The sequence below is a fragment of the Streptomyces sp. B15 genome (assembly GCF_018070605.1).
Classification (GTDB): domain Bacteria; phylum Actinomycetota; class Actinomycetes; order Streptomycetales; family Streptomycetaceae; genus Streptomyces; species Streptomyces smyrnaeus.
Window position 1 is genome coordinate 101,179 of record NZ_JAGPXJ010000001.1, and the last position, 17,559, is coordinate 118,737.

At 71.4% G+C, this 17,559-nt stretch carries 16 protein-coding genes; 11 read left to right on the top strand and 5 right to left on the bottom strand.

The window, feature by feature from the left end; all coding sequences use genetic code 11:
- The first annotated feature begins 77 nt into the window (after positions 1-77).
- The 6 genes from KBY19_RS00500 to KBY19_RS00525 all read left to right on the top strand — a co-directional run bounded on the left by KBY19_RS00500 (position 78) and on the right by KBY19_RS00525 (position 6,356).
- Positions 78-698, top strand: a complete 621-nt coding sequence (locus KBY19_RS00500) for a TIGR03086 family metal-binding protein (protein ID WP_307843411.1) — start codon at positions 78-80, stop codon at positions 696-698.
- Positions 699-740: 42 nt separating this feature from the next.
- Positions 741-2,144 (top strand): FAD-binding oxidoreductase, encoded by a 1,404-nt coding sequence (locus tag KBY19_RS00505; protein ID WP_210964881.1) that lies wholly within the window; start codon positions 741-743, stop codon positions 2,142-2,144.
- A 328-nt stretch (positions 2,145-2,472) separates the two neighbouring features.
- A complete protein-coding gene (locus tag KBY19_RS00510; RefSeq protein ID WP_210964882.1) occupies positions 2,473-3,282 on the top strand; it encodes a hypothetical protein in 810 nt (269 codons plus the stop codon).
- 183 nt (positions 3,283-3,465) lie between these two features.
- The gene (gene aroQ, locus KBY19_RS00515; protein ID WP_210964883.1) at positions 3,466-4,038 is read left to right on the top strand and encodes a gamma subclass chorismate mutase AroQ; all 573 of its coding nucleotides are present in this window, start codon (positions 3,466-3,468) and stop codon (positions 4,036-4,038) included.
- Between the two features lie 103 nt (positions 4,039-4,141).
- The gene (locus KBY19_RS00520; RefSeq protein ID WP_247690452.1) at positions 4,142-4,948 is read left to right on the top strand and encodes a FadR/GntR family transcriptional regulator; all 807 of its coding nucleotides are present in this window, start codon (positions 4,142-4,144) and stop codon (positions 4,946-4,948) included.
- Between the two features lie 52 nt (positions 4,949-5,000).
- Positions 5,001-6,356, top strand: coding sequence for an MFS transporter (locus tag KBY19_RS00525; protein ID WP_099886630.1), 1,356 nt, complete (start codon positions 5,001-5,003; stop codon positions 6,354-6,356).
- 109 nt (positions 6,357-6,465) lie between these two features.
- Here the strand turns inward: KBY19_RS00525 and KBY19_RS00530 are convergent, their stop codons facing one another.
- The 4 genes from KBY19_RS00530 to KBY19_RS00545 are packed head-to-tail and all read right to left on the bottom strand — an operon-like array spanning position 6,466 to position 10,125.
- Positions 6,466-7,188: an ABC transporter permease subunit gene (locus KBY19_RS00530; protein WP_099882688.1), complete on the bottom strand. Its 723-nt coding sequence runs from the start codon at positions 7,186-7,188 to the stop codon at positions 6,466-6,468.
- Between the two features lie 22 nt (positions 7,189-7,210).
- Positions 7,211-8,161 carry an ABC transporter ATP-binding protein gene (locus tag KBY19_RS00535; RefSeq protein WP_099882690.1) on the bottom strand — a complete coding sequence of 317 codons (951 nt, stop codon included), beginning with the start codon at positions 8,159-8,161 and terminating at the stop codon, positions 7,211-7,213.
- Between the two features lie 49 nt (positions 8,162-8,210).
- Positions 8,211-9,155: an ABC transporter permease subunit gene (locus KBY19_RS00540; protein ID WP_107488704.1), complete on the bottom strand. Its 945-nt coding sequence runs from the start codon at positions 9,153-9,155 to the stop codon at positions 8,211-8,213.
- A complete protein-coding gene (locus KBY19_RS00545; protein ID WP_185017572.1) occupies positions 9,145-10,125 on the bottom strand; it encodes an ABC transporter ATP-binding protein in 981 nt (326 codons plus the stop codon). The genes KBY19_RS00540 and KBY19_RS00545 overlap by 11 nt, the downstream gene beginning before the upstream one ends.
- Positions 10,126-10,571: 446 nt before the next feature.
- On the opposite strand from KBY19_RS00545, the gene KBY19_RS00550 reads away from it, so the two are divergent.
- The 4 genes from KBY19_RS00550 (at position 10,572) to KBY19_RS00565 (ending at position 15,766) form a co-directional block, all read left to right on the top strand.
- Entirely contained in the window at positions 10,572-11,423 is an 852-nt protein-coding gene (locus KBY19_RS00550; RefSeq protein ID WP_210964884.1) for a M24 family metallopeptidase, read from the top strand.
- On the top strand, positions 11,420-13,231 hold the full coding sequence (locus KBY19_RS00555) for an SDR family oxidoreductase (protein WP_210964885.1): 1,812 nt from the start codon (positions 11,420-11,422) through the stop codon (positions 13,229-13,231). The genes KBY19_RS00550 and KBY19_RS00555 overlap by 4 nt, the downstream gene beginning before the upstream one ends.
- Positions 13,232-13,450: 219 nt before the next feature.
- A complete protein-coding gene (locus KBY19_RS00560; RefSeq protein ID WP_099882696.1) occupies positions 13,451-14,461 on the top strand; it encodes a MerR family transcriptional regulator in 1,011 nt (336 codons plus the stop codon).
- Positions 14,462-14,572: 111 nt separating this feature from the next.
- Positions 14,573-15,766 (top strand): hypothetical protein, encoded by a 1,194-nt coding sequence (locus tag KBY19_RS00565; RefSeq protein WP_210964886.1) that lies wholly within the window; start codon positions 14,573-14,575, stop codon positions 15,764-15,766.
- A 130-nt stretch (positions 15,767-15,896) separates the two neighbouring features.
- Here KBY19_RS00565 and KBY19_RS00570 read toward each other — a convergent pair whose 3' ends face one another.
- Positions 15,897-16,793 (bottom strand): LLM class flavin-dependent oxidoreductase, encoded by an 897-nt coding sequence (locus tag KBY19_RS00570; RefSeq protein ID WP_210964887.1) that lies wholly within the window; start codon positions 16,791-16,793, stop codon positions 15,897-15,899.
- Positions 16,794-17,051: 258 nt separating this feature from the next.
- Between KBY19_RS00570 and KBY19_RS00575 the strand changes: the two genes are divergently transcribed.
- A complete protein-coding gene (locus KBY19_RS00575) occupies positions 17,052-17,558 on the top strand; it encodes a hypothetical protein (protein WP_099886633.1) in 507 nt (168 codons plus the stop codon).
- Position 17,559 lies beyond the last annotated feature (1 nt).

Consider the following 17,559-nt stretch of genomic DNA (forward strand, 5'->3'; position numbering starts at 1 on the left):
TTCCCGGCACACTCTCCTCAGTCGAAGCCACCAGCGGCTCCGTACAGCCGGAGCCTGCCGCGCACCGAGGAGTGACTGTGAACAGCACGCCCGAGATCCCCGACCCCCGTCCCCTGTACGCCCGCGCCAGTGCACAGTTGGTCACGCTGATCGCCGCCGTCCGGCCCGAACAGCTCGACAACCCGACGCCGTGCGCCGAGTACGACGTACGGGACCTGCTCGGCCACCTGGTCAGCGCCGCCCGCAGGATCGCGACCGTCCCCGAGGGCAGCGAGGGCAAGGGCGCCGACGTGCCCGAGTGGACGGCCGAGGTAGCTGCCGAGCAGTGGCCGGAACTCTACGAGGACAGCCGCAAGCAGATGATCAGCGCCTGGGAGGGCGACGAGGTCATGGACTCCGTCGTCACGGTGCCCTGGGGCCGGATGCCGGGCCGGATCGCCCTCGCGGGCTCGGTGATGGAGACGGTCGGCCACACCTGGGACCTGGCACGGGCCATCGGCTGGACGGGCGAGCTGGACGAGGAAGTGGCCCGGTTCGCACTGGGCACCGCACGGCAGGCGCTGCCCGCGAACGATCGGGAGCAGTTGCCCTTCGCCGAGGCGCGGCAGGCCCCGGAGGGTGCCGACACCAGCACGCAGCTCGCCGCCTGGCTGGGGCGGGACCCGGAGTGGCAGGGGCCTGACGCGGCACGGCAGTGAGCCGGATCAGGGACGGATCGTACGAGCACAGGAGACAGCAGCATGGCGGGGAAGTCGGACGGGGCACGGGCAGCGGCACCGGGTGCGCTGCGTGACGCGGTGCGCGGCAGTGTCCTCGTCCCCGGGGACGAGGAGTACGAGCAGGAGTGCGCCGGTTTCCAGACCGGGGACGTGCACCGCCCTGACGTGGTCGTCGCGGCGCGCACACCTCAGGACGTACAGGCGGCGGTCGACCACGCTCGGCAGCACGGGCTGCCGCTGGCCGTACAGGCGACCGGGCACGGCCTGGGCGCACCGGTGCGCGGGGGCGTGCTGGTGAGCACGCGTCACATGACGGACGTCCGGATCGACCCGACGGCACGTACCGCCTGGATCCAGGCGGGCGTCCGCGCGGGCGACCTGGTGGCGCAGGCGGCGCGGCACGGACTGGCGCCGGTCAACGGCTCGGCCCCGGGCGTCGGTGTCGTCTCGTACGCGCTGGGCGGCGGCGTGGGGCTGCTGGGGCGGGAGTTCGGCTACGCCGCGGACCACGTCCGGCGCATCGACATCGTGACGGCCGACGCCCGGCTGCGCCAGGTGACGGCCCAGAGCGACCCGGAGCTGTTCTGGGGACTGCGCGGGGGCGGCGGCGGTCTCGGAGTCGTGACCGGGCTGGAGATCGAACTCGTGCCGGTGCAGCGCATCTTCGGCGGACGGCTCGTCTTCGACGGGGGCCTGGTCGCGGAAGAGGTGCTGCGGGTCTGGCAGAAATGGACGGAATCGGTACCCGACGAGCTGACCTCCGCGGTGACACTGCTGCCGATGCCGGACGTGCCCGGCGTTCCCGCGCCTTTGCGGGGCCGCTATCTGGCCCAGGTGCATCTCGCCTTCAGCGGATCGCGGGACGAGGGTGAACGGCTGGTGGAGCCACTGCGGGACATCGGCTCGCTCCTGGTGGACGAAGTGCGGGAGATGCCGTACGAGGAGTGCGCGTCGGTCTTCAGCGAGCCGGACGCACCGCACTCCTACCGCAGCGCCAACGTGCTGCTGGGTGCGGAGGGGCTGAGCGACAGTGCGCTGCGGTCCGTTCTGGCAGCTGCCGGACCGTCGGCCGAGGCGATGTGCGTGCTGAGCATGCGCCATCTGGGCGGAGCCTTCTCCCGTGCGCCGCAGGTGCCGAACGCGGTGTCCTACCGGGGCGCGGGCTATCTGCTGTACGTGCTCTCCCCGGTGTCGGACCCGGGCGAGGACGTGGTGCGCGCCCTGCACGAGCGGGTGCTGGCCCCGGTGGGCGACCGGGCGCTCGGGCGGAGCGCCAACTTCCTGCACGGCCGGCAGGACCGGGACACCGCACGGGCCGCGTACGCGGACGAGGTGGCTGCGCGGCTGGCGCACCTGAAGGCCGAGTACGACCCACAGGGCCTGTTCCGGTTCAACCTGTGGGACACCGGCGCCGGTCGCGGCTGAGGGCCAGGTCGGCGACACGGGGCGAAGGCCGGGTGGTGCGGGCGGAGAACTCCCGCGCCACCCGATTCGCGTAACCGTACGACTTTCGCATCGTTGTACTCCTTGCGCGGAGACGACTGGCGAGCGTGGCGTCGAGAGTGTGTGAAGTGGTGGTGGCCGGTCGGGAGTCGCCCGAAGGAGGGCATCGAGGGCTCCTGCCGGTGGTGCAGTACAGGGAAGACATGAGCTGATCTCCGCTCCTGGCTCCTGGATACGGACACCTGACGACCCCCGGGTGATCGGGGTCTCCCCAGGCATGTCCGAAAACCAGGACCCAGGAGGGTCTGCCATGTACACCGATTCCGTTCTTCTGGAGTCGCGCAGTGCGCGCTCCGGTATGACGCACAGGGTCGAAGTCCTCGACAAGGTGAAGGCGTTGGCGTTTTCCACAGGCGCTGCACAGGCCACCACCCGGGATGTGGCCAACTACTTCGAAGTGCCCGTGAAGACTGTGGAAAAGCTCACCGAACGGCACCGCGACGAGCTCATCAACAACGGAATGACCGTCCTGCGAGGCGCTGACCTGCACGCATATCAGACCGACGAGTTGTCGGTCTCATCCGAGCCGGACAGCGGTTATCCACAACGGCGCAGTGGACTCACCGTCTTCAGCCGCCGTGCCGTCCTCAATGTGGCGATGCTGCTGCGCGACAGTGTGGTCGCTCAGCGGGTCCGTGCGTACCTCCTCGACGTCGAGGAGGTCGCCCGTGCTCACCCCGGGGTGGAGGCGGTGCGGCAGTCGGCGGAAGAGCTGCGGCAGACGGTCCGCACCCTGGCTGCCGGTTACGGGTCGCTCGACCGCAGGGTCGGGAACCTGGAGGCGGCCGGTGCCGAACTCGGCGCAGTGCTCCAGGAGCTGGGGCCGGTCATCGGCCGCATCTCCACGCGGGTCGAGCGCATGGACCACCGGCTGGCGGAGACCGGGCGCCGCACGGAGCGCACCGAGCAGGTGGTGTGCGCGATGAGTCAGCGGCTCGCCGACATGGGCGAGGACATGCGCGCCATGCGCGAGGAACTACGAGGTGTCGTCCGCGCCGTGGGCGCCGGTCCGACTCCCCCGGAGTCGCGCACGGAGTCCGCCCCGCACACGGAGCCGTAAGCCGCCTCATCGGTGGAGCGGCTCTCCGAACTCATCGAGGAAGGAGGGGGTGCCTCCGGCTTGTCGTACCGGGCCGGGGGCACCGCCCGTCCGATACTGCTGCGGCGTCGGCCTCGCTGCCGTGTACGGCAGGGTGAGGAGCGCGGTGGTGAAGAGCGGGGGGCGTGTGGTGGCAGCCGCTGTGTGCGCTGCGGCACTCGCGTTCGGCACCCAGGGGGGCCGACAGCGGCGGTCGAGCGCCCGCACCTGGCCACCGGTCTGGACCTGGTCGCTGATGTCTCCGCCGAGCGGCTGGCGCCGGCGGATGTCGTGGCCGCCGCGAAGTACGGGACGGGGAAACCGATCGACGACCCGGTACGCGAGCGTGCGGTGCTGGAGGACGTGGCGAAGCAGTCCACCGAGCACGGCCTGGACGCCCGCGGGACCAAAGCGGTCTTCCGCGACCAGATGGAGGCCGGGAAGCGGGTCCAGCGCGGCCTGCCCGCCCGCTGGGCGGCGCACCCGGCCGAGCGCTCCACCGAGCGGGTGGACCTGGCCACACAGGTGCGGCCGACGCTGGACCGGCTGACCAGCTGCCTGCTGAACGCGCTGGCTGCGGCTGCTCCGGCGCGCGACCACCCGTCGTGCGCCGCACAGCTTGCGACGCACGGCACCCGTGCGGCTCGGGAACGGCACTTCGACAGCCTGCACACCGGAGGCACTGCTGCACGCCCTCACTTCCGTCTGCTGACAGCCGGGAGCCCTTCCGCCTGCTGAGCTCCTTCCACCTGCTGAAAGAGCCGTCCGAGACACTTGTAGGATGACTGGGCAACCGGGCGAATATCCGGAAGGGCACTGAAGGGCTGAAGGAGCGGTAGACATGGCACTGCGGGCTGCGGGACGGCAGTCGCTCGTCGACACCGTCGTCGGTGAGCTGCGGGCTCAGCTCGCAGCGGGCGAGTGGCCGGTCGGCGAGCGCATTCCGACGGAGCACGCACTGGCCGAGCAGCTCCAGGTCGGGCGGAACACCGTCCGTGAGGCGGTCCGCGTGCTGGTGCACGCCGGAATGCTGCGCTCACGTCAGGGCGAGGGCACCTTCGTCGTGGCCACCGCCGACCCCGGCGAGATCGTCCGCGGGGTGCAGCGCGCCGACGTACGGGACGTGCTGGAGCTGCGGATCGCCCTGGAGGCCGAGGGCGCCCGCCTGGCGGCCCTGCGGCACCAGCCGGCAGACCTGGAGCGGATGCGCGCCGCGCTCACCGCACAGGCCGCCTTCCGCGACAGCCAGGGCCGGCCCACGCACGGGCAGTACGAGCTGTACGCGGAGCACGACATCGAGTTCCACATCGCCGTCGTGGACGCCGCGCACAACGCAGCGCTGAGTGCGACGTACGCCTGGTTCAGCAGCTCGGTGCGGGACGCGCTGGTCGCCTCGCTGCACGACCACCACATGCCCCGGATCCACGAGACCGACCACCACGACCTCGTGGACGCCATCGCGACCGGCGATCCGCAGACCGCCGAACGCGCCGCGAGGGCGCTGCTCGCCAAGCCGAAGCGGGCCGTGGAGGCCCTGCTGGGCACCGGCGACGGCGGGAGCGCACAGCTGCTCGGAGCACAGCCGCCCCGGGACGCAGGACTGCCCGGGGAGGCCGGCAGTGCGGCCGGCTCCCCGAGCGGCGGCTGAGCCCTCGCCCGTCCCTCGCACCACCCTGTTCGTCGAGAAAGGCACCACCTTCATGCCCCCGTCCCCGCGCCCGTCGTCTTCCGAGGAAGGGCTCTCCACCGAGGAGCTTCTCAAGGCCGAACTGATCGACGCCGAGGAGGATCTGGCGCCCGCACCCTCCGTTGCGGCTGCGCGGAGAAGGCTGCGGACGCATCCGCTGTTGCTGCTCGTCGGCATCGTCCTCGCCTCGCTCAACATGCGTGCCGCGCTCGCCGGTGTCTCACCCGTCCTGGGGGAGATCAGCGACGACTTCGGTATGACGTCGACGATCAGCAGCCTGGTCACCACGATTCCGCTGATCTTCATGGGCGTCGTCTCACCGCTCGCCCCGAAGCTGGCGCGCCGGTGGGGCACCGAGACCGTGCTGCTCGGTGCGCTCCTGCTGCTGGCGGGCGGGATAGCGCTGCGCATCGCACCGCCGATGGTCGCGCTGTTCGCGGGATGCGCGGTGGTCGGTTCGGGCATCGCGCTGCTGAACGTGCTGATGCCCGGCCTGATCAAGCGGGACTTCCCGGAGAAGGCGGCCGGGATGACGGCCCTCTACTCGACCGCGATGATTCTGGGCGCGACCGTCTCGGCCGCCGCTGCCGTGCCGCTGGAGCACGCGCTGGGCGGCTGGCGCGGTTCACTGGTCTCCTGGGCGCTGCTGGCCGCGCTCGCGGCCTGCGTCTGGCTGCCCCAGGCCCTCCTCTCACGACGCGGAGTGCGGCACGGCCAGTCCGCTGCCGTACCGGCCCCCGGCTCCGCTCCGGCGCACGGCCCCGCTTCGGCGCACGGATCGGCGGCCCGACTGACCCGGTCCGCGCTGGCCTGGCAGATCACGCTGTTCATGGGCTCGCAGTCGCTGATCGCGTACGTGACCATCGCCTGGCTGCCGACGGTCTTCACCGACCACGGTATGAGCAAGGCGAGCGCCGGGCTGGTCTTCGCGTTCAGCACGCTGGTGCAGATGGGCGGTTCGTTCGTGGTCCCGACGCTGGCCGGGCGGATGCGCAGGCAGCGACTGCTGTGCACGACAGTGGCACTGTTCATGGCTGCCGGAATCGCGGGGCTGCTGGTGGCTCCGGTGGCCGGCGCCTGGCTGTGGGCGACACTGCTGGGGCTGGGTCAGGGCGGTGCGCTCGGCATGGCGCTCACGCTGATGGTGCTGCGCTCCGGTGACGCGCACACTGCGGCACGGCTGTCCGGCATGGCACAAACGTGGGGCTACCTGCTGGCTGCCGCCGGCCCTGTGGTGCTGGGTGCGGTGCATCAGGTGACCGGCGGCTGGACGGTGCCGATCGTGCTGCTGCTGTGCGTGTGCGCGGGTCTGGTGCTGCTGGGCCTGGGTGCGGGCAAGGACCGCAGGATCGGCGGTACGGCCCACTGAGTGCTACGGCGCACCGGAGGGATCTCGTCGAGCCGGGACCGACGCAACGTCCAGCGGGTGGGAGCGCATGCTCGCTCCCACCCGCTTCTGTCCTCCCGTCCGGTGCGGCTTACTCCTCCCCCGCCAGCGTCAGCGTGCGCAGCTTCTGCCCCGCGAAGAGGGTGCCGCCCACCGTGACGACCACGATGAGCACCAGCGCCGCGGGAAGCCCCACCGACGAACTGACGTCCGCGCCGCTGCCCGCGACCTTCTCCGCGAGCGCGAGGGCCCACTGCTGCACGCTGAGCGTCTTGGCGCCCGGCACCAGGCTGCCGATGAGCGCCTCCCAGATCAGCGCGTACACCAGACCGATGACGACGGCGTGCCTGCTGACCGTGCCCAGCAGCAGGAACAGTGCGCTGTAGGCGATGGAGGCGACCACCGCGGCGAGTGCGTAGGCGACGGCGATCTGCTGGCTGTTGCCGTTCAGGACGAAACCGGCGACGAGCACCGGCACAGCCGAGAACACGGCTGTCGTACCGGTGGCGACCAGCAGCTTGGTGACGATGACAGAGGTGCGGGATACCGGCTTGGAGAGCAGGTAGACGACCGATCCGTCGTCGATCTCGGGTCCGATGGCGCCCGTGCCGGCGATCACACCGATCAGCGGCACCAGCGTGGCGAGCGCGAAGCCGCCCAGCAGTTCGCTGGTGACCGCGTCGTCGGCGCCGTTCATGGCGCGTACGGCGACGGCCACGACGAGCAGCAGTGCCGGCAGCGCACACAGGATGAGCGCACGACGGCGGCCGAGTAGCGCGCGATAGGTGAGCCGCGCGACCGTCGGGTTGTACATCTGGTCAGCTCCTTTCCGCCGCTCAGGCCGCGACGAGGTACGAGAAGACGCTCTCCAGGGACTCGTCGGAGGGCGAGACGGTGTAGAGCCGGATGCCGTGCTCCCGCGCGATGCGCGGCAGCAGCGTGGTGAAGCGGGTGAAGTCGACAGCCTGGATGCGCAGCGCCTCCTCGGCCTTGTCCACCTCGATACCCGCCGTGGAGGAGTCCGCGATGAGCGCGGCGGCCAGCCGCCGGTCGTCGCTGGAGCGCACCAGATAGCGGTGCGGGCGGTCGGTCATCAGACGGCGGATCTTGCGGAAGTCACCGCTGGCGGCGTGCCGCCCGGCGACGATGACCTCGATGTGGGAGGCGAGCTGTTCGACCTCCTCCAGGATGTGCGAGGAGAACAACACGGTGCGGCCCTCGTCGCCCATCTTGCGCAGCAGTTCCATCAGGTGCATGCGCTGGCGCGGGTCCATCCCGTTGAACGGCTCGTCCAGCAGCAGCACCGAGGGGTGGTGCACCAGTGCGGAGGCCATTTTCACGCGCTGTCGCATGCCCTTGGAGTAGGTGGAGATACGCCGGTCCTGCGCGTACTCCATCTCGACCGTCGAAAGAGCCTCGGCAGCCGCTGCGCGCGGATCGGGCAGACCGTGCAGTTCGGCGTTGGCCAGGACGAACTCGCGGCCCGTGAGGAAGTCGTACATCCCCTCGCGTTCGGGGACCAGGCCGATGTGCCGATAGGAGTCCTCGTTGCGCCAGATCGGCGCCGCCACCGTCGGCCTGCCCTCGGGACCGGGCGAGGGCTCCAGGGAGACGGTGCCGTTGGAGGGGGCCAGGAAGCCGCCCATCATGTGGATGAGGGTGGACTTGCCGGCACCGTTGGGGCCGAGGAGGCCGGTGACCCCGGGGCCGATGTCCATGGTGATGTCGTTGACCGCGACGACGTTTCCGAACCAGCGGGAGACGCGGTCGAGAGAAAGAGTGCTCATGGGCGCAGCCCTATCCTTCGCAGGGTGGTGGCGGGCGACGGACGGGAGGTCACAGTCCGGCCTTTCGGTAGCGGCGCAGCAGGAGCGCGTAGAAGCAGGCGACCAGCGCGACGAAGACGACGAGGTAGACGGCGCCCTGGGTACCGGTGAGGGTCTGCGCGTCCGGGAAACCGGAGCGGCCGTCCAGGAACCTGCTCTGGATGCCGTCCAGCAGCGTCCCGGGCGACCCCAGCCCGAGCCAGCCGATGGCACTGCTGTTGTCGGAGGTGAGAGCGATCCCCTGGAGCGCCGTGATGAGGAAGTACGGCACCGTGATCGCGACGATGATGGCGGCGATGCCGAAGCCGCGCCGCGGGGTGAGCGCGGCGATCCAGGCGGCGATGGCGGCGTGCAGCAGGGCGAACAGTGCGCAGAAGACGAGGCCTTGGACTGCTCCCTTGGTCTGGTCGCCGAAGTCGAGCTTCACCAGCAGGGCGCCGACGTACATGATCAGTACGGGTACGGCAGTGAACAGGAAGAGCGCCGCGGAGAGGGCCGCGTACTTGGCGGCCACGTAGTCGCTGCGCTCCATGGGGCGGGAGAAGTAGAGCGGCGTCGTCTTGAACCGCAGGTCCATGGAGATGGCCTGTGGTGCGGCAGCGGCCAGATAGATGCCCAGCAGCGGCTGCATCAGCAGTACGTACTCCGCGTATCCGACCTCCAGCTCCTTGCTCTTGGTGAGGGCCGCGACCGCCACCAGGATGGCGGCCGGTACGCACACCGCCGCGAACAGCAGCATCGGCAGCACCTTGGACTTCGCCGAGCGGCCCAGTCCGTAGGAGCCGCGCAGCGACTGGGTGAACAGGGCGCGCCGGGCGTAGGAGCGGCCCAGTCGGGGGCCCTCGTAACCGCGGTAGCCGATGTTGTGGATGACGTCCTGGCCGCGTCCGGCAGTGGTGGCCTGGCCGTGCGCGGGGGCGGTCGTGGGGTGCGCGGGGGTGCGGTCAGGCGACATCGCCGGCGCTCCTTTCCGTGAAGACCTCGGAGATCTGGTGCCTGCGCTGCTCCATGCGGACCAGCCCCAGGCCGAGCTCGGCCGCGGTGTCCCGCACGGTGTCGAAGACCGATTCGTCCGCGCCCTGGGCCTCGCCGCCGATGTCGAGGGTGACCAGGTGCCCGGCGCCTGGTGCCATGGCGCTGTCGGGTGCCGGCTCGTGCGGAACCAGTCCGGCCTTCCGAAGGGCGGTACGCAGCGCCGCGGTGCCGTCAGGGTGCTCGTCGGTGTCGGTGACCTCGACGGCCAGCACCGCGGTGCGCTGGGTGAAGTCGGCGGTGGAGGAGGAGCGCAGCAGCTTGCCGCCGTCGATGACGACGATGTGGTCGCTGGTGCGCTCCAACTCGCCCAGCAGGTGCGAGGTCACCAGGACGGAGATCCCGAAATCGGTGTGCACGCGGCGGATCAGGCCGAGCATCTCGTCGCGGCCGACGGGGTCGAGTCCGTTGGTCGGCTCGTCGAGGAGCACGAGCCGCGGGTCGTGCACGAGCGCCTGCGCGAGCTTGACGCGCTGCTTCATGCCCGTCGAGTAACCGCCCATCGGCCGGTAGCGCTCCTCGTAGAGGCCGACGTGGCGCAGCGTGTCGGCGGTGCGCTCCCGAGCCGCGGTCGCCGGCAGCCCCGACATGCGCGCCATGTGGACGACGAACTCGGTGGCGGACACGTCCGGAGGCAGACAGTCGTGCTCCGGCATGTACCCCACCCGCTCCCGGATCGCGCCGCCCTGGGTGGCCACGTCCATGCCGAGCACGGACGCGGTGCCTTCGCTGGCGGGGGACAGCCCGAGCAGGATCTTGATGAGGGTGGACTTTCCGGCTCCGTTGGCGCCCACCAGGCCGGTGACCCCCGGCTCGATGCCGACGGTCAGCCGGTCCAGGGCGGTCACCCGCGGGAACCGCTTGCTGAGGCTTTCGATCGCGATCACAGTCACGCTTCGACGCTATGAGCCGATCGTCGCGTCCGCGTCAGACACGGCGCCGGTTTCCGCACCGGCCGCATACCTCTCAGGTGCTTGGGTCGGTCCCCCTCAGGTCGGAGGACCCCGTAGGGGACGGGCCGGGCGGACGCGGGGCGGTGGGCCGTCGGCCGTCGGGCATCGGGCATCGGGCATCGGGCATCGGGCATCGGGCGTCGGGCATCGGGCATCGGGCGTCGGGCGTCGGGCGTCGGGCGTCGGCGAAGACCATGATCCGGAGTTATCCACAGCCTGGGAGGGCCCCTTGACCCCGCCACGGGCCGATGTCACATTCATCGGTGTCAAGTTGCTCACGCACCGGCACGGCGTGGCGACGGACCGCACCCTGTCGAGGACCGCCCCCGATTCGAGGACGACCGACGCACCGATATCGACGATCACCCACGGACGGAAGGCCTGCGATGCGCGCGGCGACGATCGGTTATTCCTCCGCCGACCTGCGGAGGTTCCAAGAAGTACAGCAACTGGCCTACGCCTGCGCGGAGTCGGTGGCCGCCCGCCTGAAGCCGGGGGTGACCGAGCGGGACGCCGCCCGGATGCAGCGCGAGTGGCTGCGCGAACGCGGTGTTCGCGACTGGTTCCATCTGCCCTTCGCCTGGTTCGGGGATCGCACGGCATTCACCGGCTTCAAGGTCCCGCTCCAGTTCTTCCCCACCGATCGGAAGCTGGAGCCGGGGATGCCCTTCATCCTCGACCTGGCGCCGATCCTGAAAGGCTGCACCGCCGACGTCGGCTACTCCGGCTGCCTGGGACTCGACCCGGTGCACGAGCGGCTGATGGCCGACCTGCTGGAACACCGCGAGCTGATCCTCAACGCCGTCCGGGAGCGGCGCTCGCTGCGGGAGATCTACGAGGACGTGGAGCGGCTGATGGTCACCCAGGGGTATGCGAACCGGCACCGCGCCTACCCCTTCGGTGTCATCGCGCACAAGGTCGACCGTGTTCCGGAACGTCGCTGGTCGCCCACGGTCCTCGGCTTCGGCACCAATGCGCTGCGCGGGCTGGCACGGGACGCGCTGCACGGGCACCGGGACGGCTGGTCGCCCCTGTGGAGTCCGTACCGCTTCTCGGACCACCCGCCGCAACCCGGGCTGTGGGCGGTGGAGCCGCATCTGGGGTTCCGCGGCACGGGCGCGAAATTCGAGGAGATCCTGGTCGTCACCGACTCCCGGGACCCCGAGGAGAGCGCGTTCTGGCTGGACGACGATCTGCCGCATGTGCGGCGCCGGCAGAAGGAGGCACAGGCGGTATGAGCGCGAAGACGGACGGCACCGCGCCGGGCGGGACACCGATGCGGGGCGGCTTGCTGCAGGGCGCGCGGGAGCGCCGGGTCACCACCGGAGGGATCGAGTTGTGCGTCGCCGAACTGGGTGACGCCACGCGGCCGACGGTGGTACTGCTGCACGGCTATCCGGACAGCAAGGAGGTCTGGTCCCAGGTGGCGCACCGGCTCGAGGAGCGCTTCCATGTGGTGCTCTACGACGTGCGGGGCTGCGGCAGGTCGACGGCGCCCAAGCCGCTGCGCGGCGGCTTCACCCTGGAGAAGCTCACCGACGACTTCCTGGCGGTCGCCGACGCGGTCAGCCCGGACGAGCCGGTGCACCTGGTGGGGCACGACTGGGGCTCGGTGCAGGGCTGGGAGTTCGCGACGGTACGCCGTACGGAGGGCAGGATCGCCTCGTTCACCTCGATCTCCGGCCCTTCCCTGGACCACTTCGGCCACTGGATCAAGAAGCGGATCTCCCGGCCGACGCCACGCCGGGCCGCCCAACTGCTCGGCCAGGGCGCCAAGTCCTGGTACGTGTACGCACTGCACACCCCGGTGCTGCCCGAGCTGGCGTGGCGGGGCCCGCTCGGCAAGCGCTGGCCCCGCCTTCTGGAACTGACCGAGAAGATGCCGGGCGGCAGCTATCCGACCGCGTCCCTGCCCCAGGACGCGGCGCACGGCGCCTGGCTCTACCGCGACAACATCCGGGCTCGGCTGCGCCGCCCGCGCACCGACTGCTACGCCCATGCGCCGGTCCAGCTCATCACGCCCACCCAGGACGCCTTCTTGAGCGAGCACCTCTACGACGAGCTGGAGCTGTGGGCCCCACGGCTCACCCGGCGCACCCTTCCCGCCAAACACTGGGTGCCGCGCACCAGGCCCGACCAGCTGGCCGACTGGATCACCGAGTTCGTCTCCGGCAACGAACCGGGGTTGCCCGCCCGGGAGCCCACGGCCACCGGCAGGTACGCGGACCGGTTCGCCGGGCAGTTGGTACTGGTGACCGGAGCCGGCAGCGGCATCGGCAGGGCGACGGCCTTCTCGTTCGCGGAAGCCGGAGCCAGGGTGATCGCCGTCGACCGCGACGCGGACAGCGCCGCCCGCACCGCGGAGCTGGCCCGACTGGTGGGCGCACCCCAGGCGTGGGCGGAAACGGTCGACGTGGCGGACGAGCAGGCGATGGAGAGGCTGGCCGAAAAAGTGGCCGCCGAGTACGGCACGGTGGACGTGCTGGTCAACAACGCGGGCATCGGCATGGCGGGCGCCTTCCTGGAGACCACCACCGAGGACTGGAAGCGGACGCTGGATGTCAATCTGTGGGGCGTCATCCACGGCTGCCGGCTCTTCGGCCGCCAGATGGCCGAACGCGGCCAGGGCGGTCACATCGTCAACACCGCCTCCGCCGCCGCCTATCAACCCTCCCGGGCACTGCCCGCCTACAGCACCTCCAAGGCCGCCGTGCTGATGCTCAGCGAGTGCCTGCGCGCTGAGCTGGCGGGCCAGGGCATCGGCGTGACAGCTGTCTGCCCCGGCTTCGTCAACACCAATATCGCCGGTACCGCCCACTTCGCCGGGGTGGACGAGGCGGAGCAGCAGCGCCGCAGGCGCCGCACCTCCCGGCTGTACGGAATACGGAACTACCCGCCGGAGAAGGTCGCGGAGGCCATTGTGCGGGCCGTCGTCCGCAACCAGGCAGTGGTACCGGTGACCCCCGAAGCCCGCGGGATGCGGCTGATGTCCCGCTTCACCCCGCGAGTCCTGCGCGGCATCGCCCGCATTCAACCGCCCACCTAGTCCTCTGGTCCACCTCGGCCGGTCCGTCTCGGCAGCCGGCAGCCGGCGGTCGGCCACTTCGGCAACCGGCCACGCCGTCCCCACGTCGCCGGCCGGGCGCCAAGAGGCCGGACCGTGGACAACCCGGCTGTGCAGGCGGGCTGCAGGCCGGGGATGGCCGACGGCGGGCCACCCACGCCGCAGCGCACCGTGCCAGCTGTTCCGAAGGAGACCGCAACCATGCCTCCGACCCCTCAGCCATCAGGGCCGGCGTCGGCTTCGGCGACCGAGCCGGAGTACCGCCTCCCCGAGTACCGCGTCGAGTACCGCATCGAGGACCTCGCGCACCGCAGCGGTGCGACGGTGCGCACGATCCGCGCCTACCAGGACAAGGGCCTGCTGCCGAAGCCGGAGCGGCGTGGACGCGCCAACGTGTACGACGACTCGCACCTGGCGCGGCTGCGCCAGATCGCCGATCTGCTGGAGCGCGGCTACACGCTCGCGTCGATAAAGGAACTGCTCCAGGCGTGGGACGAGGGCCGCGGGCTGGGCGGGGTGCTGGGCCTGGTCGCGGAGGTGGACGGGCCGTGGACCGACGAGGAGTCGGGCCGGATCACCCGAGCCGAGCTGGACGAGCTGTTCGGAGGTGAGCACGACGAGGCTGCGGTCTCCGAGGCGGTGGCCCTCGGGGTGCTGGAGCCGCTGCCGGGTCGGCAGGACGAGTTCCGGGTTCCCAGCCCGCAGGAGCTGTCGGTGGCGGCAGAGCTGCACAAGGCCGGGGTGCCGCTGCTGGCCATCACCGAGCAACTGCGGGAGCTGCGCGGCCAGGTGGAGCACATAGCGGCCCGCTTCCTGGACTTCACCAACGAGCACGTCTTCGTCCGCTATCTGGGCGGCCACCTCTCGGACGGGGACGCCTCCGAGGCGGCCGACCTGGTGCGCAGACTCCGTCCGCTGGCCCAGCAGACCGTGGAGGCCGAACTGGCTCGGGCCATGCAGAAGTTCGCGGCCCGCAACCTCCGCGACCACCTCCGCTCGGCAGCCGCCGCACCGTCCGCCGCCGTACCGGACGGCGCGATGCGGAGCGAGCAGATACGACTGCCGTCGGAAACGGTGGAGGCCGTACGGGAGTTGGTGGGCGAGGCACGGGTGCCGGACTTCATCACGGCAGCGGCTGAACGGGAGGTGCGGGCACGAGCGATGGACCGGATGACCGCCGAGCGGAGCGGGGGACGGCAGAGCCGGGCGTAAAGCGACGGCCGAGAGGGGGCCGACCGCGTGATTGCTCACGTTCGTGTCTTGCCGACGGTGGGCGGGCGGACCAGCGTGTGGAGGACCGAAACGACACGAGGGGAGCACATCATGCGAAGACGCGTCTTCCTGGCCGGTGCCGCCGCCACGGGCTTGGCGGGGTTAGCCGTGCAGCCCAGCAGTGCGGTCGCAGCGACGGCGAACCCCACCACCCCCGCGACCACGGGTACGACGGCGCGGGCGGGATGGCGGCTGACGCCGGCCCCGGCCGCCGCCCCCGCCTCCCGGTTGCTGTCGGTGTCCGCCGCGAGCGCGGACCTGGCCTGGGCGGTGGGCGAGCAAGGCCTGCCGGGCCAGGGCACGGGCGGCGGTCCGCTGGCACTGCGCTGGGACGGGACGGCGTGGGCGCACACGGAGGTGGGGCACCTGGGCCTCAACGGCTCGCTGCGTGCGGTGAGCGGGACGGCGCCGGACGCCGCCTGGGTGGTGGGTCAGGACAGGGACGGCGCCGACCGCCTGCTGCGCTGGGACGGCAGCACATGGCGGCAGGTGCGGTATCCGGGCGACGACGACCCAGCCACCGTGCTGACCTGGGTGGCTGCCGTCAGTGACGGCAGGGCGTGGGTCACGGGTCAGCACGAGGGGCGGCCCAAGCTGCTGCGCTTCGACGGCACCAAGTGGACGTGGACGCCGCCCATTCCGGGTGCGACGTCTCCGGACGCCCCGTGGCGGGTACGGGTTTCGCCGTCCGGAGGTGTGCACACGGTCGGCTGGGACCTCGCGCGCTGGGACGAGAGCGCCGCAGGACACGGGTCCTGGACGGTGCTGCCGCCGCTGACCGGTATCCGGCTGGGCGTCAACGATCTGCTTCCCGTGGGGGAGGACGAGTTGTGGGCGGTCGGTGCGGCGTTCGGCGTCGGTGGGCCGCCCGGCAAGCCGCCGTCCGTGGTGCTGGCCCGCTACGACGGCACGGAGTGGACACGCGTCGACGGTGACACCCTGCCGTTCAAGATCGGCTCGCTGAACGCCATCGCGGGGAGCGGTACGGGGACGGAGGGCACCGGCGGCGGGCGGCCCGGACTGATCGGAGGGTGGGACTTCTGGGACGACAGTGCCGCGCACTATCTGCGCTGGGACGGTACGGAGTGGGCCGGGGAGCGGGGCGCGGCCGACGGGGTCGACGCGTATGTGCGCGACGTCGCGAGCATTCCGGGCACCGGCGCACCGGGCGGCGCCTGGTCCGTCGGCCATACCCGCAATGTGCCGGCGGCCGAGGTCCGGTTCCGTATCGAACGCTACGGCTAGGCAAGCCCCGCTGCCGTGCGGGCCGGTCGGCCGGCCACCGGTATCGCTGTCCCCGGGCCGACTCAGTTCCTCGACCGGCTCGGTTGCCCGGCCGGCTCGGTTGCCCGGCCGGCTCGGTTGCCCGGCCGGCTCAGTTGCCCAGTTGGGCGGGGGCCTCGGTGGCCACGCGTTCGAAGACCCGCTCGTCGGCCGCGAAGCGGGTACCGGGGAGGGGCCAGTGGAGGACGACCTCGTCGAAGCCGAGGGTGGCCAGGCGCCCGGCGAAGTCCACGAAGGCGTCGAGCGACTCCAGCGGGCGGTCGGGTGTGAAGCCGGTCAGCAGGGTGCGGCCGAGGGTGTGCGTGTCACGACCGGTGTCGGCGCACGCCTTCTCCAGGGCCTCCGTCTGACGGGCGAGGGCCGCCAGCGAGTCGGCGGGCGTGCCGGTCTCGTTGGCGGCCGGGTCGCCGGTGGTCAGCCATGCCTGCCCGTGGCGGGCGGCCAGTCGCAGCCCTCGCGGGCCGGTCGCGGCGACGGTGAACGGCAGCCGGGGCCGCTGCACACAGCCCGGGAGGTCGCGCGCCTCGTGGGCGGCGTAGTAGGTGCCCTCGGCCGTGACCTCGTCCTCGGTGAGCAGCCGGTCGAGCAGCGGAACGAACTCGGCGAAGCGGTCGGCGCGTTCCCGGCGGGTCCACGGGTGCTGTCCCAGGGCCGTCGCGTCGAAGCCGGACCCGCCGGCGCCGATACCCAGGGTGACGCGGCCGTCGCTGATGTCGTCGAGGGTGAGCAGTTCCTTGGCGAGCGGAACGGGGTGCCGGAAGTTCGGCGAGGTCACCATCGTGCCGAGCCGCAGCCGGGAGGTGGCGGCAGCGGCGGCGGTGAGGGTGGGTACGGCACCGAACCAGGGGCCGTCGCGGAACGGCACCCGCCACGAGAGGTGGTCGTAGGTGTACGCGGCGTGGAAGCCCAGTTCCTCGGCCCGTCGCCACATCTCCCGTCCGCCCTCGGACCAGCGGCGGACAGGGAGGATCACGGTGCTCAGACGCATACCCCCGAGCTTAGGCGTACGGTCATCGCCCCGCCTCATGGACCGCCCCGCCTCATGGAGACCCCCCGCCCCCATGGACCGCCCGGCCCCATGGACCGCCCGCCCCCATGGGCGCGGCTCGCGCCTGCCGCACACGCTGAGCGCTTGCCGCCGGTGGCTCGGGGCCTGGGCATCTGAGGCCCACGGTTCGGGTGCCGGTCGTTCGTGGTGTGCGGACCCGCTGAGCGATCCGCCGCGGGAGCGGGCATGCTCGGTGGTATGGAACGCATCCGTCATCCGCACCGTATGCCGCCGCAGATCCACAGCACCGAGTCGGCCGTTTCCGTGCTCAGCGCACTGGCGGAGCGCCGGGGGCTCCCGGTCTCGGTCGAGCATGCCATCGGTGCCGACGAGTCGTCGCGGCGTACGGCGGCCGGGGCGTTCGCCGTCACCGACGAGGACGGATCTCTGCCGCACGAGGCGCTGCTGGAGATCCCCGCGACGGAGAGTGCTGACGGGGCGCCGCGCACTCCGAAGATCGTCGTTCAGCTCTTCGAAGAGGGCGATGCGCACATCACGGTCGACGGGGTGACCTTCCACGATCTGCCGCGCGAGGCGATGCCGGGCTTCCTGGAGGCCGTTTTCGACAGGCGCGCCCATCTGAAGAGGACCTGGTACCCGCCGTTCTGCCGACTGGTGGTGACGTTGGACGACGAGCTGTCCTACAAGGAAGTCGTCCCCCTGGCCTACGGCCTTCCCCGCTGGCTGAACTCCCTGCCGGGTTGAG

Bases quoted from the DNA above. Each gene is read 5' to 3' on its own strand.
- KBY19_RS00505 (WP_210964881.1), top strand. From the start codon at position 741: ATGGCGGGGAAGTCGGACGGGGCACGGGCAGCGGCACCGGGTGCGCTG.
- KBY19_RS00510 (WP_210964882.1), top strand. From the start codon at position 2,473: ATGTACACCGATTCCGTTCTTCTGGAGTCGCGCAGTGCGCGCTCCGGT.
- KBY19_RS00520 (WP_247690452.1), top strand. From the start codon at position 4,142: ATGGCACTGCGGGCTGCGGGACGGCAGTCGCTCGTCGACACCGTCGTC.
- KBY19_RS00525 (WP_099886630.1), top strand. From the start codon at position 5,001: ATGCCCCCGTCCCCGCGCCCGTCGTCTTCCGAGGAAGGGCTCTCCACC.
- KBY19_RS00530 (WP_099882688.1), bottom strand. From the start codon at position 7,188: ATGTACAACCCGACGGTCGCGCGGCTCACCTATCGCGCGCTACTCGGC.
- KBY19_RS00535 (WP_099882690.1), bottom strand. From the start codon at position 8,161: ATGAGCACTCTTTCTCTCGACCGCGTCTCCCGCTGGTTCGGAAACGTC.
- KBY19_RS00540 (WP_107488704.1), bottom strand. From the start codon at position 9,155: ATGTCGCCTGACCGCACCCCCGCGCACCCCACGACCGCCCCCGCGCAC.
- KBY19_RS00550 (WP_210964884.1), top strand. From the start codon at position 10,572: ATGCGCGCGGCGACGATCGGTTATTCCTCCGCCGACCTGCGGAGGTTC.
- KBY19_RS00555 (WP_210964885.1), top strand. From the start codon at position 11,420: ATGAGCGCGAAGACGGACGGCACCGCGCCGGGCGGGACACCGATGCGG.
- KBY19_RS00560 (WP_099882696.1), top strand. From the start codon at position 13,451: ATGCCTCCGACCCCTCAGCCATCAGGGCCGGCGTCGGCTTCGGCGACC.
- KBY19_RS00565 (WP_210964886.1), top strand. From the start codon at position 14,573: ATGCGAAGACGCGTCTTCCTGGCCGGTGCCGCCGCCACGGGCTTGGCG.
- KBY19_RS00570 (WP_210964887.1), bottom strand. From the start codon at position 16,793: ATGCGTCTGAGCACCGTGATCCTCCCTGTCCGCCGCTGGTCCGAGGGC.
- KBY19_RS00575 (WP_099886633.1), top strand. From the start codon at position 17,052: ATGGAACGCATCCGTCATCCGCACCGTATGCCGCCGCAGATCCACAGC.